General features: G+C 55.9%; 15 protein-coding genes and 1 tRNA gene. 7 read left to right on the top strand and 9 right to left on the bottom strand.

All coding sequences use genetic code 11. From position 1 onward, the window contains the following. Positions 1-11: 11 nt before the first annotated feature. The 5 genes from FE840_RS06700 to FE840_RS06680 all read right to left on the bottom strand — a co-directional run bounded on the left by FE840_RS06700 (position 12) and on the right by FE840_RS06680 (position 4,400). Positions 12-506, bottom strand: coding sequence for a putative pterin-binding protein (locus FE840_RS06700; protein WP_138285610.1), 495 nt, complete (start codon positions 504-506; stop codon positions 12-14). Positions 507-545: 39 nt separating this feature from the next. After that, the gene (locus tag FE840_RS06695) at positions 546-938 is read right to left on the bottom strand and encodes a response regulator (RefSeq protein ID WP_138285611.1); all 393 of its coding nucleotides are present in this window, start codon (positions 936-938) and stop codon (positions 546-548) included. Between the two features lie 426 nt (positions 939-1,364). Next, positions 1,365-2,147, bottom strand: coding sequence for an ATP-binding cassette domain-containing protein (locus FE840_RS06690; protein ID WP_138285613.1), 783 nt, complete (start codon positions 2,145-2,147; stop codon positions 1,365-1,367). Next, positions 2,147-3,229 (bottom strand): ABC transporter permease, encoded by a 1,083-nt coding sequence (locus tag FE840_RS06685; RefSeq protein WP_138285614.1) that lies wholly within the window; start codon positions 3,227-3,229, stop codon positions 2,147-2,149. Before FE840_RS06685 ends, FE840_RS06690 begins: the two co-directional genes overlap by 1 nt. Positions 3,230-3,374: 145 nt before the next feature. Beyond that, a complete protein-coding gene (locus tag FE840_RS06680; RefSeq protein ID WP_138285615.1) occupies positions 3,375-4,400 on the bottom strand; it encodes a sugar ABC transporter substrate-binding protein in 1,026 nt (341 codons plus the stop codon). A 250-nt stretch (positions 4,401-4,650) separates the two neighbouring features. Between FE840_RS06680 and FE840_RS06675 the strand changes: the two genes are divergently transcribed. Together FE840_RS06675 and FE840_RS06670 are read left to right on the top strand one after the other, a co-directional pair. After that, the gene (locus FE840_RS06675) at positions 4,651-5,868 is read left to right on the top strand and encodes an ROK family transcriptional regulator (RefSeq protein ID WP_138285990.1); all 1,218 of its coding nucleotides are present in this window, start codon (positions 4,651-4,653) and stop codon (positions 5,866-5,868) included. Beyond that, positions 5,852-6,280: an RbsD/FucU family protein gene (locus tag FE840_RS06670; protein ID WP_138285616.1), complete on the top strand. Its 429-nt coding sequence runs from the start codon at positions 5,852-5,854 to the stop codon at positions 6,278-6,280. The genes FE840_RS06675 and FE840_RS06670 overlap by 17 nt, the downstream gene beginning before the upstream one ends. A gap of 14 nt (positions 6,281-6,294) precedes the next feature. On the opposite strand, the gene FE840_RS06665 is transcribed toward FE840_RS06670, so the two are convergent. Further along, positions 6,295-7,029, bottom strand: a complete 735-nt coding sequence (locus FE840_RS06665; protein WP_138285617.1) for a Crp/Fnr family transcriptional regulator — start codon at positions 7,027-7,029, stop codon at positions 6,295-6,297. Between the two features lie 160 nt (positions 7,030-7,189). Further along, positions 7,190-8,230, bottom strand: a complete 1,041-nt coding sequence (locus FE840_RS06660) for a proline racemase family protein (protein ID WP_138285618.1) — start codon at positions 8,228-8,230, stop codon at positions 7,190-7,192. 298 nt (positions 8,231-8,528) lie between these two features. On the opposite strand from FE840_RS06660, the gene FE840_RS06655 reads away from it, so the two are divergent. Both FE840_RS06655 and FE840_RS06650 read left to right on the top strand, forming a co-directional pair. After that, positions 8,529-9,179 (top strand): helix-turn-helix transcriptional regulator, encoded by a 651-nt coding sequence (locus tag FE840_RS06655; RefSeq protein WP_138285619.1) that lies wholly within the window; start codon positions 8,529-8,531, stop codon positions 9,177-9,179. Positions 9,180-9,181: 2 nt separating this feature from the next. Beyond that, entirely contained in the window at positions 9,182-10,102 is a 921-nt protein-coding gene (locus FE840_RS06650; RefSeq protein ID WP_138285620.1) for a hypothetical protein, read from the top strand. A gap of 26 nt (positions 10,103-10,128) precedes the next feature. Here the strand turns inward: FE840_RS06650 and FE840_RS06645 are convergent. Then, a tRNA-Arg gene (locus FE840_RS06645) sits at positions 10,129-10,205 on the bottom strand. 115 nt (positions 10,206-10,320) lie between these two features. Further along, a complete protein-coding gene (locus FE840_RS06640; RefSeq protein ID WP_246318893.1) occupies positions 10,321-11,751 on the bottom strand; it encodes a sensor histidine kinase in 1,431 nt (476 codons plus the stop codon). A gap of 480 nt (positions 11,752-12,231) precedes the next feature. Here FE840_RS06640 and rpmH point away from each other — a divergent pair, with 480 nt between their 5' ends. From rpmH to yidC, 3 genes are read left to right on the top strand one after another with little or no spacing between them, the layout of a single operon-like run. After that, positions 12,232-12,366, top strand: coding sequence for a 50S ribosomal protein L34 (gene rpmH, locus FE840_RS06635; protein ID WP_138285622.1), 135 nt, complete (start codon positions 12,232-12,234; stop codon positions 12,364-12,366). A 29-nt stretch (positions 12,367-12,395) separates the two neighbouring features. Continuing rightward, positions 12,396-12,788: a ribonuclease P protein component gene (gene rnpA, locus FE840_RS06630; protein ID WP_138285623.1), complete on the top strand. Its 393-nt coding sequence runs from the start codon at positions 12,396-12,398 to the stop codon at positions 12,786-12,788. Next, on the top strand, positions 12,788-14,578 hold the full coding sequence (gene yidC / locus FE840_RS06625) for a membrane protein insertase YidC (protein ID WP_138285624.1): 1,791 nt from the start codon (positions 12,788-12,790) through the stop codon (positions 14,576-14,578). Before rnpA ends, yidC begins: the two co-directional genes overlap by 1 nt. The last annotated feature ends 27 nt before the right edge of the window (positions 14,579-14,605 follow it).

Below are 14,605 nucleotides of genomic sequence, written 5' to 3'. Positions count from 1 at the left end.
GCCGCCAGTTGTCACCGGATGACCTCGATTTCCTTGATCTGCCAGACGGAGCGACCGAAGTATTTTTCGTTGAACAGTTCCGCTTTCTGGTCAAATGGATAGACCAGCATCAAAGGACCCTTGTCGCGGATCGACATATATTTGCCATCGAGATGGGTGGCCAAGATGGTATCGAGGTCAGCATCCTCTACCGGCACTTCGGCGGAATAATCATTCAGCGCTCGGACCACCAAAATGCTTCCCTTTGCACCCACCTCCTTCAGAACTTCCCGAAGGAGCGGACCCTTGAAGGTTACATTTCCAGTTGTCCAGGGCGTCTCCATTGTTCCTTCGCGACCTGGCAGGGCTTCGAGCATTTCCATGTCGAAGGTGGCGGTGTCGCCCTGATTGGTATGGGAGATGGCGCCCTTCACGGTCAGGACCACCGGTCCCTTGATTGGTTCAAGCGCATGCGCAGTCCCGGACATCATGGCAGTCACAAACAGAGCAAAGACCAAGCTCTTCATGAAAGTGTTCCTTTGGTTCAGGGGTGGTTCAGGGGTGGTTCAACGTGCGGCGACCATGTCTGCAGGCACGCCGCCCAGATGATCTGCAACAAGCTTTCTGAAGGCGACCGCCTCGACAGGCTTGGTCAGGAAGTCCGTCACACCGGTTGCCACAGCTTCCGCACGCAGCCTCGGCTCATGATCAGCCGTCACCATGACGATCGGAACATCGTCATAACGCTGCATGAGTCTGACAGCCTTGACGAACTGAAGACCGGACATGCCGGGCAACATGTTGTCGACGATCAACATCGTGAAAACCCGGCCATGACAGAGCGCCAAGGCAGCTCCACCATCGGTTTCCACGACGATCTCCTCATGAGTGACCTTCCGGGCCAGATGTTTGATGATCATGGCATTGGTCGGATTGTCCTCGACGATCAGTATGGCCATGCCTCTCTCCTCCTGGTGATAGCGAAGATCTAATCCAGCCAGGCGCCCTTAGGGCGGATGCGCTGTTAAAGTTTCATGGAGGAGTTGTATCAAGGGGAGACTGATATTCGCTGAAGCAAATCGATGCAATTTTACCGATCGGCCCATTAATTAGATTTATATAATTTAGTTAGGTTATCGCCTTGCAAGCCGAACGATCCATATGGCTCGGAAACCAAACGAAAATGTGTCTTTCGTGGGAATAGCCAGGAGGCTGGGGCACAATACCGGAATGGCACATAAAAGGTCGGCGGAATGTTCTTCAAGCACTCGCATATCGTGCATTGGTGCTTTTGTCTCATTTGCACTCAACTGAAAAGCGGGCGCCTGGGCGCCCGCTTCATGTTGTGTGTTTCTTGATTGTCAGTGGGGCGGGGTTGACGCTTTCTAAGCCGCCAACTCTGCATCCGGGGCCGGTCGTGCGCCGGTCATGAAGGCCACGGCATCTGACATCGTGTAGTCCTTCGGATTGATGACGCAAAGGCGTTTTCCGAGCCGGTGAACGTGAATGCGATCTGCAACCTCGAACACATGCGGCATGTTGTGCGAAATCAGCACAATCGGCAGACCACGTGAACGAACATCAAGGATCAGTTCCAGAACCTTGCGGCTTTCCTTGACACCAAGGGCAGCGGTTGGTTCATCAAGGATGATCACTTTCGAACCGAAGGCAGCTGCGCGGGCAACGGCAACACCCTGCCTTTGACCACCGGACAGCGTTTCGACTGCCTGATTGATGTTCTGAATGGTCATCAGCCCGAGTTCCGAAAGCTTGTCGCGTGCGAACTTTTCCATGGCCAGGCGGTCGAGCTTGCGGAACAGACTCCCCATGATGCCCGGTTTACGGATTTCGCGACCAAGGAACATGTTGTCGGCAATCGACAGAGCCGGCGAGAGCGCAAGGTTCTGATAGACAGTTTCAATGCCGGCCTTGCGCGCCTCGATCGGCGAGCGGAACATGACGGACTTGCCTTCCAGACGGATTTCGCCGGCATCCGGCGTGACAGCCCCGGAGATTGCCTTGATGAGAGACGATTTGCCGGCGCCGTTATCACCGATCACGGCAAGGATCTCGCCGGGATAGAGGTCAAAATCAGCGTGGTCGAGTGCCGTGACGCGGCCATAGCGCTTGACGAGATTGCGGGCGGTGAGAATGGGATTCTGTGTCATCAGCCTGCTACCTTTCTGATCCACTGGTCGATTGCCACGGCGGAGATGATGAGAACGCCGATCAGGAGATAGGTCCATTGCGGGTCGGTCCCGATCAGACGCAGTCCCAGCGAAAACACACCAACGATCAAAGCGCCGAAGAGCATGCCGAGGATCGAGCCGCGACCGCCGAAGAGGGAGATACCGCCGATCACAACAGCGGTAATCGACTCGATATTGGCGAACTGGCCCGCGGTGGGCGAGACGGAGCCGATACGACCGATCAGGGCCCAGCCCGCCAAGGCGCAGATCAAGCCTGAGCAGGTATAGACGGCAATCAACATTCCCTTGACATTGACACCTGCAAGTTCGGCGGCATCCGGGTCGTCGCCGACAGCGTAGACGTGGCGTCCCCATGCCGTATGGTTGAGAACGTACCATAGAAGCGCCACAAGCAGGACCATCGCAATAACGCCATAGGTGAAGACTGCTCCACCAAATCGGATACTTTCACCGAAAAACTGGAGGATGGGAGCGTCTGCGGCAATATCCTGGCTGCGAATGGTTTCATTGGCCGAATAGAGGAAATTCGAGGCAAGAACGATCTGCCACATGCCGAGCGTCACGATGAAAGGCGGCAGTTTCATCTTGGCAACCAGCACGCCATTGATAAAGCCGCAGAAGGCACCGACTGCAAAGCCGCAAAGAATAGCGAGCTCCGGTGGGAGGCCATAGCGGAAGGCAAACTGGCCCATGACAACCGAGGACAGCACCATGATCGCCCCCACCGACAGGTCGATACCGGCTGTGATAATGACCAGGGTCTGGGCAGCACCGACAATGCCGACAATTGCTACCTGCTGAAGGATCAGGGTGAGGGTAAAGGCAGAGAAGAACTTTCCGCCCAGCAGGAGACCAAAGGCAATGATCGAGAGAATCAGCACGATCAACGGCACTGCGGCCGGATTAGAATGCAGGAAATGCTGAAAGCGCTGAAGGAAAGTGCGTTCGCTGTTATCGAAGGAAGCAACTTCGGTCGAGCTTTGACCGAGGACCTTTTCAAACTCCTGCGGTGCTCGCGTATCGGGACTGGCCGGCTGCATGGGTCATCCTCCCTGCCGTTCTCAAATTGATCATCTGGAAACAAAAAATCCGGCCCGCCGCCGCGACGGGCCGGACACCATCACGCCGGGCTTCAGGGAGTTAGAAACACTCCCTGAAGCAAGGGGCAGGCGTGACAGGCTGGGTTTAGCCCCAGCACCTGTCCATCCCGGTCTTGGTATCGATGGATTCGACGCCTGCAGCCGGCTTGTCAGTCACAAGCGCAACACCGGTATCAAAGAAGTTCTTGCCTTCGGTCGCGCTTGGCTTTTCGCCGGTATCAGCAAACTTCTTGATCGCCTCGATGCCCAGAGAGGCCATCAGCAGAGGATACTGCTGAGACGTTGCGCCGATGACACCGTCGGCCACGTTCTTGACGCCCGGGCAGCCACCGTCGACCGATACGATCAGCACATCATTTTCGCGTCCGAGAGCCTTCAGAGCCTCATAGGCACCAGCCGCTGCGGGCTCGTTGATGGTGTGCACAACATTGATGGTTGGGTCCTTCTGCAGAAGGTTTTCCATCGCGGTCCGTCCGCCTTCCTCGTTGCCGTTTGTGACGTCGTGGCCGACGATGCGCGGATCTGTCTCATCGCCGATCTTGGTGATGTCCGCGACATCGATGCCGAAGCCCTTCATGAAGCCCTGGTTTCGCAGGACGTCGACGGACGGCTGGGATGGCGTCAGGTTCAAGAAGCCGATCCGGGCATCTTTGGCGGCATCACCCAGGGTTGCCGCAGCCCATTTTCCAATCAGCTCACCAGCCAGCAGGTTGTCTGTTGCAAATGTCTGGTCGGCTGCATCGATCGGCTCTAGCGGAGTGTCGAGGGCAATGACGAGCAGGCCTGCGTCACGTGCTTTCTGGACAGCGGGAACGATGCCCTTGGTGTCGGAGGCCGTCAAAAGGATGCCTTTGGCGCCATCGGCAATGCATGTTTCGATTGCAGCAACCTGGCTTTCGGAGTCACCGTCGATCTTACCTGCATAAGACTTCAGCTCAACGCCGAGTTCTGCGGCCTTGGCGGTTGCGCCCTCCTTCATCTTGACGAAAAAGGGGTTCGTGTCGGTTTTGGTGATGAGGCAGGCGGAGACGTCTGCGGCCTGCGCCGGCATGGCGAAAGCAGCGCCAAGAGCCAGGGTCGACAGAGCAGCAGTGATAAGAGACTTTTTCATTCATTCCTCCCAAGAGTGGTTCGGCCAGCTCCTCCGGCCGCAATGTGGCGGCTCACAACGCAGTCTGCGCTGTAACAAGGCGCTTCTTGCGCCGCTCCTCCACGGCACAATTAAGAACATCATAACTTTCTCCCTGTCAATAAATAAATCGAGTTGAATTATTAATCGGTTGTGACATGATCAGGTCACTCCCATAGGGGAGGGTCGAGAGGAGCGACCGACATTGTCACAAGATGAAACGACAGATCTTATGGAGAACGCCTCCTGGTCCACTGCTGGTGGCGGGGCAAATCAGGTGCGCGTACGCGCTTACAACGAGAGGCTCGTGCTGTCGCTGGTCCGCCAGAACCAAGGTTATTCAAAGGCAGACATTGCCCGCAAGACCGGTTTATCCGCCCAGACGGTTTCGGTGATCATGCGGTCACTTGAAAAAGACGAATTGCTGATCCGCGGTGCGCCGGTTCGCGGAAGAGTCGGCCAACCCTCCATCCCCATGTACCTGAACCCGGAAGCCGTTTTTTCCTTTGGTGTCAAAATGGGCCGACGCAGCGCAGATCTGGTGCTGATGGATTTCGTCGGCCAAATCCGCAAGTCCCGACACATGACTTACCCCTATCCGATGCCCGATGCTTTACTGGCCTTCATTTGCCAAGGGATTGCGGCAATCGAGCAGGAGCTGACCCCGAAGCAATTAGGGAACATTGCAGGCGTTGGGATAGCAGCTCCATTCGAGCTGTGGAACTGGGCCGAAGAGGTAGGCGCGCCCGAGGGGGTCATGGACGTCTGGCGCGATGTTGACCTCCAGGCGGACGTGGCCAGCCGGATCGAACATCCTGTCTATCTGCGAAATGACGCGACAAGCGCCTGCGGCGCAGAACTCGTCTTCGGGGTGGGCCCCCGCTATCCGGACTTTGTCTATTTCTATGTCGGGTCGTTTATTGGCGGCGGTGTGGTTGTCAATTCATCGCTGTTTGTCGGGCGAACGGGGACCGCCGGCGCGATCGGTCCACTGCCAGTTCGGGACAAACAGGGCAAGACCCGGCAGTTGCTGGAGATTGCTTCGATCTTCGTACTGGAGAACCTTCTTCGTGAAAGAGGGATCGATCCGCAGCCACTTTGGTATGCTGCCGATGAGTGGATAGACTTTGGGGAGCCGCTGGAAATATGGATCAGGGATACTGCGAATGCATTGGCGCAAGCCGTTGTGGCCGCAGCATCGATCATCGACTTTTCCGCCGCGATTATCGACGGTGGCTTCCCGTCCTGGGTCCGAGAGCGGATTGTTGCGGCAACGATCGAAGCTCTTGAAGAACTGGATCTCCAGGGTATCGTCCGTCCCGATATCGTGGGTGGCGCAGTCGGTGCGCAGGCCCGCGCCATCGGCGGGGCAAGCCTCCCCATCTTTGACCGTTATCTGCTAGACCAGGCGGTCCTTTTCAAGGAAATACACAATGCTGAAGGGAATTGATCCGCTCCTCGGCCCCGAACTTCTGGCGACACTTCGCGCCATGGGTCATGGGGATGAAATCGCAATCGTTGACGGCAACTACCCCGCACAGGAACACGCTCGGCGACTAGTGCGGATGGATGGACACTTGCTTCTGCCGGTGCTCAATGCGGTCTTGAGCGTGATGCCAATCGATGACTTTGTCGAAGATGCAATCTTTCGATCAACGGTTGGTGGAAGACCGGATCAGGTGGAACCCGTGCATCGAGAGATCATTGATTGCTGCGGGTATCATGAGCCCAAGATTTCCGTGACACCATTGATCGGCGCCGACTTTTACGCACGCGTAAAGGCGGCCCATACGATTGTCCAGACGGGTGAGCCGCGCTTGTATGCAAATGTGATCTTGCGAAAAGGCGTGATCTATCCTTAATCAACGGGAACCGATCAGCCTTCCAACGCTCTAGAAATCCGCCTGGAGAGTTCCAAAGGGTTCTTCAGGACAATGGCGCGACTGGTACGCTCCACCAATTGTTCCCTGGCCAGCCGCGACATTTCTCTCGACACCGTTTCCCGGCTGGCACCAATATGTTCAGCCAGTTCTGCATGCACCAAAGGTGGAGAAATGATGCGCTCCTGGCTGCCATCCTGCCTAAGTCGCGACAGCCTGAGAAGCGTATTGTAGAGGCGATGCTTCGTATCAAGGAATGAGAGTTCGGAGAGGCGCTCATTCATGGCGCGGATGCGCTTTGACAGGAGCTGCAGCAGGGACAGGCTGACCTGTGGACGCTGCCGCAGGATATCGTGGAACACCGCATAAGGTATGACAGTCACCACCGCATCGCTGACCGCCATAAGGCTTGCGGACCGTGCCATTTGATCGATCGCGGAAAGCTCGCCCAGAGTGTCTCCACGTTTGAAGGTTCCAAGTATGGCCTCCTTGCCAATCGAAAAGCGCAAAACAGCCCGGATCTCTCCGGACTGAACAACAAACACATCCTTTGATGAATCCTCGAAATCGACAAGGCTTTCACCAGCATTCAGTGTTCGCGTATGGCAACGAAGCAACCAATCATTGTCTTCGTTACTATCAAGGCTACAAAAAACTGCAGATCCTCGTAGTGTCAGTGAAACATTCCCATGATCCAACGATCTTATTCCTGCTGTCAGAATTTCTTTCATCTACCGTTTACTTATAAAATTCGGAGCGCTTAATCCCCAATTTATTCTTATGTTCTATCACAGTGAAATATCAAGACCGACAAAGGTAAGAACCTTACGATTCAATTATCATATTGAACTGCAATCTAATCAATTTGTTGACTGCCATATGTGTCGAAAATCAGTCAATCGATCCCGCTGACGGCCCCCATACGTCTGTGAGGGCAAAGCCAAGATCGAACGGATCATGTGGGTCCAGTGCCACCTGATGCAAACCGAAAGTAAAACCGCGACCGCTGATCGAGGGAATTACAGCGGGTCGCCCTGCAACCTCCGTCACACCAGACAATCCAACCTCGAATTCGGACCCGATGATGGAACGGGACGTCAGCAGGTCACCAACCTTTGCCTTACCTCGAGCATATAGCGTTGCCAGGTTGGCCGAATTGCCGGTTCCGCAAGGCGAGCGATCGACGCGTCCAGGCCACATCGTCGTGCAGGTTCGCACGGCCCCATCCGGGTCGATGTCACGGAACATGACATAGGCAACGCCGGAGATGGCAGGGATTTCAGGGTGGACGAGCGGGATATCGCGATTGATCTGCTGCTTCAGCACCATACCGGCCTCCACCAGTTGCCTCGCCTTATCCCTGGTAATCGACAGCCCGATCTCGCTCACATCCACCAACGCATAGAAGACGCCGCCATAGCTGAGGTCAAATCTGATCCGGCCCCATTCACTGGTATCAATTTCAGCATCCAGTTGATGGACGAATGAGGGAACCATGGTGAGCTTTACCCGCTCGCATCGGCCATTGCTGCAGGTCGCTATCGCCTTCACCAGACCTGCAGCCGTTTCAAGCGTGATGACCGTTTCCGGTTCCTGGATCTCGATCATTCCGGTTTCAAGCAGGGCTGTAACCACGCAAATGGAATTGGAACCAGAACTTGCATGCGCCTGATCGGGTTGGAGAATGACAAAAGCCGCGTCTGCCGCGGGATCTGACGGAGGCAGCAACAGGTTGACGGAGCCGATCGGAGCACCCCGAGGTTCGAGCACCAGCATCCGGCGCAGTGCGTGACCTTTCGGATCGGTATTCAGCCAGTGCAGTTTGTCGGCGGTCGTGGCGCCCGGAATCTTTGGTACTCCGCCAAGCGCCACTTTTCCGATCTCGCCCTCGGCATGAACATCGAGCAGCTGAAGTGTCCGCTTCCAGCGCATGAATGAGTCCCTCCGCCACTGAAAATCCGTAAAAAGCTGAACTCCGTGATATATCAGGCGCGCTTCGGACGCTAGTGCATGGCCGATAAAACGTTCAGACATGACCGGAGAAAATGCATTCAACGATCAGACGTAATTGCAGCTCGACAGCGAAACCGCAGTTTCATGTTGCGTAATTCCAGTGCAGGGATAAGGTGATCCATCGAAATTCACCTATACAGCGCCACCCAAACAACCCGTAACTGCATTTCTCAGTATTCAATCGCGACTTACTGTCCATCTTCAGGATACCACTCGAATGAATGTCCTGTTTGGCGCCCCGACAAGGCAGCGTTTCCGTAAGCTAAGTGCGTTAGAGACCTTGGTCATTTCTGCGCTTGAGCAGTCACCGGAAGCAGACTACGCGGTCCTCGATCCGCAACATTTCAAGCAATCCAGCAAATCGACGATGCGTGAACCGATCGAGTGCTGTAGCCGTCCAGACCGCGTCATTCCGGTTATCAGGCTAGCCTGCGCGGATTCAGAAATCATGGCTGCTGCAGAGGCTTTGGCGCAACAAGATCAGAGCCGTCACGTCCCGCTCATGCTTCAGATCGGCGATCACTGGACGCTTACCATAAGCTTTGAAGCGGAGGGTTCCGATCAGGTCTGGTTCCTGCTTCTCATGTCCCGCGATCTGCAAGAGTTGCTGAAGCTTTTTCAGAGACTACAGGACAAGCTTGGCGAACTTGACAGGCCAGCCCCGCCGCGAAAAGGATCGCTTGCACCGCGGGAGATCGATGTTGCTCGCTGGCTTTGCGAAGGAAAGACATCTGCTGAAATTGGCGATCTGCTTGGCATCAAGGAGCATACTGTCAACGATTACATCAAGACCGCCACCCAGAAACTGGGCGTTTCGAACCGAGTGCATTTCGTGGCAACGGCCATGCGTCTGGGACTGATTAGCTGACAATGCTGCTGCAAGACCTTTTCGATCGACGTTATAGCCCCGCAATTGCGAGCGCGTTTCAACCCATCGATTGCTTTTCGGGCCAAGAGGTCTTGGATCAGCCCGACTTTGCTTTTGATGATCTCGTAGTGCGTCTACTTATTCGGGGACTCGCAGAGCTTGGTCGAACTCAGGAGCCTCTGGCAAACCTGGCACCGAGAGACATTGCGTGCCGACTTCATGAAGTGCGTACTGAACTCCGGCTGGCAGATCCGGACATCATCCGCATCCTGAAACTGGCAGAACATTCACGCGGAAGTGCACTGACGCGGGCCTTGGGAATGCTCGCGACCAGCAAGAGCACGGCAGCCCTTTCGCTCGACATTGCGCTCCCGCTATCACAAGCGATCGGAGAGGGCTGGGCTGCCGGCCGCATTTCAGTCGCAGGCGAGCATCTGGTATCGGCTACACTCCGGCATCTGCTTGGAGAACGGCTGTTGAGAGGTGGCGTAGCTTCGGCTTTGCAAGAGAGGGATATGCAAGAGCCTCCGCCGCGGCTGCTGTTTGCAGCACCGTATGGCGAGATGCATGAAATCGGCTTGCTCGCTGTCGCAGCGGTCGCGGCCGATCTCGGTTTCGATGTTGTGTATGCCGGACCAAACCTGCCCGCACTTGAAGTTGCTCGCCTTGTCGCAATGGAAGACTTCTCGGCAGTCTGTCTTGCAGCGGCGGGACCGGCAAATGAAAGGGTAGAGACGCAGCTCTATCAAGTCCGCAATCTGATACCAGCCCGGGTTACCTTGTTTGCCGGAGGATCAGGTTATGCCGGTATTGATACTGCGGATATGACCAATACTCGCGCACAGCTCAGCATCCCGCATTTTCTAGCTGAACTGGAAGCCATATCAATTCTAACTCACGGCAGCCAAACAAACGAGCCGTAACAAGCAATTGTTTTTATTTGATAAAATGGCGCACCCGAAAGGATTCGAACCTCTGACCCCCAGATTCGTAGTCTGGTGCTCTATCCAGCTGAGCTACGGGTGCTTGCCTGACCGACTGTGCGTCGGCGTGTGGCGATCCTCTAAATGTTGCCGCGCAGGAATGCAAGCGCCTTTGCGAAAAAAGAGTCATTTTACTGTCACGGGGCCAAACGCGTTGGTCACGCGCGGGCGCGCCAATCCTTGAGATCCACCGGCCTGTCAGGGATTTCCACGCGGAACATGGTTCCAGGTCCTGGCTTTTCCACAAGGGCAATCGTGCCACCATGGGCGAGCACAAGCTCGCGGGCAATCGCCAAACCAAGACCTGTACCCCCTGATCGTGCAGAACCCCGGAACGCTGTGAAAAGATTCTCACGCGCCTTTTGCGGCATGCCCGGCCCTGTATCATCGATCGTAATGGAGACAACAGTCCCGATCCTATGGGCGGTCAAGGTGATCCTTCGCATCTGGTTAGGATCGTCAGGTACGTGCGCGGCAAGCGCCTGGTGAGCATTGCGGCAAATGTTATGGATGACCCGGAAGAGCTGTTCGCTGTCTGCATCCACTTCGATGTCTGCACCGATGGCGTCGATGAATTCGATACCGCTGTCCGGATCGATTGCGAGAAGTTCGCGGACTTCGCTGCAGAGATCCGAGAGGCGGAACAAGCGGCGCTTGGGTTCGGCCTCAGCCGTCTGCCCATAGGCCAAGACTTCCGTCGTGTAACCCACGGCGCGGTCGATGGTGCGAACCAGCTTTGGCGCAAAGCTTTTGACTAGAGGATCGTCCACGTCGACCAGACGATCCGACATGAGCTGCGCGGAGGCCAGAATGTTGCGCATATCATGGTTTATCTTCGAAACGGCGAGACCAAGGTCTGCCAGGTTCTTTTGCTGCTTAAGGGTCTTTTGCAATTCATCTTGCATGCGCGCCAGATGTCTGCTTGCCACCGCAACCTCATCACCTCCGTCCCTCGGAATCAGGATCCGCGACGGATCGGCCGGGTTCTCGGCGAAGGCCTGCATGCTCATAGTCAGGCGCCGAATTGGAGCAATCATCATGCGGTTGATCGCCAGAAAGATCAGCAACGCTGTAAAGAGGGATATCATCAGCGACAGTATCAGAACGTTGTGCGCGAACTGCAGCATGGCGGATCGCAGATCTGTCTCGGGCATGACGATCTCGACCGTCGTATCATCATTCGGCAGTTCCCCGATCACCCTCAGCAGACGGTCGCCGCCAAAAGCCAGTACATAAAGCGCATCGGCAATCGATTCGAAGACGCCGTAATTGCCAAGGTCAATTGCCTGATCGACCTCGCTTGGCATTTCTGTGACCGCGACAAGTTGCGACGTCCCATCTGCCCGAAGCACGATCGCCTTCGTACCGGTCGACTGAAGGGTGGCATCCTGAACTTCCCGCGGAATTTCAAGCGGTTGCAATCCATCAATGACTATCGCGGCGGCACCGGCAGTATTGAGGCGATCCTGCAGCCAGCGTTCGCGCATGTTGGCAACGGACGGCAGAAAAATGAGCACTTCCGCGATCATGACAAAGATCACGGTCAACCAGAGAAGCTTTCCTGACAGCCCCCGGATCCGACGCGGCATCGTATAGGCGGAACCAGCAAGAGTCTGGCCGACGAAGGCCTCGCCGCTGTTATCGGCGGCACTACGCATCAGGGTTTTCCTGTTCGACGATGGCCCATGAGTGATCCGTTCGCTTTGACATCTGGAAGCTATACATCATTCCCCAGCTCCCCGACACCAGTGAACCCTTTTTCCCGAAGCAAATGCCTTTAGACAGCCGTATCGTAACAGCGTCAAAACAGACATGCTAAGAAAAACGTAGAATCGTGTTCTTTGGATGACAGGTTTAACCGGCTTTTTTTCAGCAAGCGACGGTCTTCGGTCATGTTTGCTGCATCTCTACCGATCGTGATTGCCGAAAAGATTGACTCTCACATCCACGAACCCTATAAGCCGCGCACGCTTGGAACCTTCGCCCGAGGCGAACATCCATGCGCTTAACCCAACGCTCTTGCATTCGATGCAAACCCAAGAAGGGCCGCACACCGCGGTGTTAAAAAAATGAAGCGTACCTACCAACCGTCCAAGCTTGTTCGCAAGCGTCGTCACGGTTTCCGTGCACGTATGGCTACCAAGGGTGGCCGTAAGGTCCTGTCTGCTCGCCGCGCTCGCAGTCGCAAGCGTCTTTCGGCTTAAGTCGGAAAACCCGGTGAGGCAACGGGCATATGGCCTCTGATAAGGACAAGAAGACTGTTGGGCGGCTGAAAAGCCGGCCACAGTTCCTCGCCGTAAGAAATGGCGAGAAGCGCAAGGGACGGCTGTTCCTGCTAGAGGTTCTTGACCGACAGGACGCCTCTTCACCACCTCGGGTGGGTTTTACCGTCACCAAGAAGCATGGCAATGCCGTTGAACGCAATCGGATGCGTCGTCGACTGAAAGAAGCGGTGCGACTGAATGCGGCGTTTGCAATGCAGCCGGGACACGACTATGTCATTGTCGCCCGCAGGGACGTGCTGACTGCACCTTTCGCACAACTTGTCGCGCAACTGAACAATCGCATAGGCAGCGCTCCGACGTCCAACGCCCGGTCCCGCGAGACCGTTTCCAGGAAAGAATGATGCAAAACAACCGCAATTACTTCATCGCGATTGCCCTGTCCGTCCTGATCGTGCTTGCCTGGCAGTTCTTCTACATGAACCCACGCATCGAACAGCAGCGACTGGCCGAGGAAGCGCGGCTTGCGCAGCAGGCGCAGACAGAGGCTGCATCCCAATCCACGACACCACCTGCAGGAGGCACGGTCGAGGGAGCGCTTCCGAACGGCGCGGTCGGGGCGGCAGCAGAGCAGTCAACTGCGGAGACGCCGCGAGTGGCGATCGACACCCCTGCCCTTTCCGGCTCGCTCAATCTCACAGGCGCTCGCCTCGATGATTTGCGCCTCAAGGAATATCATGTGACGGTGGATGACAGCAGCCCGCTCGTCACCCTGCTCAATCCGGCGAATACGCAGGACGGCTATTTCGCGGAAATCGGCTATATTGCGGGAGAAAATTCCGGCAGCGTTCCCGGTCCAAACACCGTATGGACGCTTGCATCAGGCGAAGAACTGACACCGTCTACCCCGGTGACTTTGACCTACACGAATGAAGTGGGTGTCACCTTTGAGCGCAAGGTCAGCGTCGACGAACACTACATGTTCAAATTCGAGGACACAGTTCGCAACGAAGGGGCGTCCGCCGCAACGATTGCCCAATATGGCCGAGTGACCCGCTACAACAAGCCGGCAACCGCATCCGTTTTTGTCATCCACGAAGGTTTTCTTGGCGTCATCGGCACGGAAGGCAGCCTGTCGGAACATAGCTACAGTGATATCGAAGACGCCAATGTGGCGAATGAGAAGGCGACCGGTGGCTGGCTCGGCATTACCGACAAGTATTGGGCGACGTCCCTGATCCCATCCCAGACGCTGCCCTATGAGTCGCGTTTTTCGCACTTTACCGATGGCACACCCCGTTTTCAGGCCGATTTCCGTGCCGATGCGCTGACGGTGCCGGCAGGGCAAAGCACAACGGTCGAGACACTGATCTTTGCCGGAGCAAAGCGTGTTCCGGTGATTGATGGCTACGACGCCCAACTCTCCATTCCGAAGTTCGATCTGATGATCGACTGGGGCTGGTTCTACTTCATCACCAAGCCGATGTTCAAAATGATGGATTATTTCTATCATCTCATCGGGAATTTCGGCGTGGCGATCCTTTTGACAACGATCGTCGTCAAGATCATCTTCTTCCCGCTGGCCAACAAGCAATATGCCTCCATGGCGAACATGAAGCGTGTTCAGCCCAAGCTCGAAGAGCTCAAGGCCAAGCATGGCAGCGATCGGATGGCGCTGCAGCAAGCAATGATGGAGCTCTACAAGACCGAGAAGATCAATCCCGTTGCCGGTTGCTGGCCAATTCTTCTGCAGATTCCGGTCTTCTTTGCGCTGTACAAGGTCATCTATGTCACCATCGAAATGCGCCATGCGCCATTCTTTGGCTGGATCCAGGACCTGTCGGCGCCCGATCCGACCAGCATCATCAACCTGTTCGGCCTGCTACCCTTCGACTCGCCCAGTTTCCTGCATCTGGGTGTATGGCCGATCCTCATGGGTATCACCATGTGGGTGCAGATGCGGATGAACCCAACACCGCCAGACCCGACCCAGGCCATGCTGTTCAACTGGATGCCCGTGCTCTTCACCTTCATGCTCGGCAGCTTCCCGGCAGGTCTGGTCATCTACTGGGCGTGGAACAACACACTCTCCATCCTGCAGCAGGCGGTCATCATGCGCCGCCACGGGGTCAAGATCGAGCTTTTCAGCAATATTGCCAACGCATTCCGGCGAAAACCGGCTGAAACCAAGTAAACCGCCCTTGCGCCCCGGCTTTTGCCG

This window comes from Peteryoungia desertarenae, from assembly GCF_005860795.2.
Classification (GTDB): domain Bacteria; phylum Pseudomonadota; class Alphaproteobacteria; order Rhizobiales; family Rhizobiaceae; genus Allorhizobium; species Allorhizobium desertarenae.
Note: the sequence above shows the minus strand (reverse complement) of the source record. Positions and strands in the feature narration are given on the sequence as shown.

What these genes read in the sequence shown, in the direction of transcription:
- FE840_RS06700 (WP_138285610.1), bottom strand. Translation starts at nt 506, where the DNA reads ATGAAGAGCTTGGTCTTTGCTCTGTTTGTGACTGCCATGATGTCCGGG.
- FE840_RS06695 (WP_138285611.1), bottom strand. Translation starts at nt 938, where the DNA reads ATGGCCATACTGATCGTCGAGGACAATCCGACCAATGCCATGATCATC.
- FE840_RS06690 (WP_138285613.1), bottom strand. Translation starts at nt 2,147, where the DNA reads ATGACACAGAATCCCATTCTCACCGCCCGCAATCTCGTCAAGCGCTAT.
- FE840_RS06685 (WP_138285614.1), bottom strand. Translation starts at nt 3,229, where the DNA reads ATGCAGCCGGCCAGTCCCGATACGCGAGCACCGCAGGAGTTTGAAAAG.
- FE840_RS06680 (WP_138285615.1), bottom strand. Translation starts at nt 4,400, where the DNA reads ATGAAAAAGTCTCTTATCACTGCTGCTCTGTCGACCCTGGCTCTTGGC.
- FE840_RS06675 (WP_138285990.1), top strand. Translation starts at nt 4,651, where the DNA reads ATGGAGAACGCCTCCTGGTCCACTGCTGGTGGCGGGGCAAATCAGGTG.
- FE840_RS06670 (WP_138285616.1), top strand. Translation starts at nt 5,852, where the DNA reads ATGCTGAAGGGAATTGATCCGCTCCTCGGCCCCGAACTTCTGGCGACA.
- FE840_RS06665 (WP_138285617.1), bottom strand. Translation starts at nt 7,029, where the DNA reads ATGAAAGAAATTCTGACAGCAGGAATAAGATCGTTGGATCATGGGAAT.
- FE840_RS06660 (WP_138285618.1), bottom strand. Translation starts at nt 8,230, where the DNA reads ATGCGCTGGAAGCGGACACTTCAGCTGCTCGATGTTCATGCCGAGGGC.
- FE840_RS06655 (WP_138285619.1), top strand. Translation starts at nt 8,529, where the DNA reads ATGAATGTCCTGTTTGGCGCCCCGACAAGGCAGCGTTTCCGTAAGCTA.
- FE840_RS06650 (WP_138285620.1), top strand. Translation starts at nt 9,182, where the DNA reads ATGCTGCTGCAAGACCTTTTCGATCGACGTTATAGCCCCGCAATTGCG.
- FE840_RS06640 (WP_246318893.1), bottom strand. Translation starts at nt 11,751, where the DNA reads ATGCCGCGTCGGATCCGGGGGCTGTCAGGAAAGCTTCTCTGGTTGACC.
- rpmH (WP_138285622.1), top strand. Translation starts at nt 12,232, where the DNA reads ATGAAGCGTACCTACCAACCGTCCAAGCTTGTTCGCAAGCGTCGTCAC.
- rnpA (WP_138285623.1), top strand. Translation starts at nt 12,396, where the DNA reads ATGGCCTCTGATAAGGACAAGAAGACTGTTGGGCGGCTGAAAAGCCGG.
- yidC (WP_138285624.1), top strand. Translation starts at nt 12,788, where the DNA reads ATGCAAAACAACCGCAATTACTTCATCGCGATTGCCCTGTCCGTCCTG.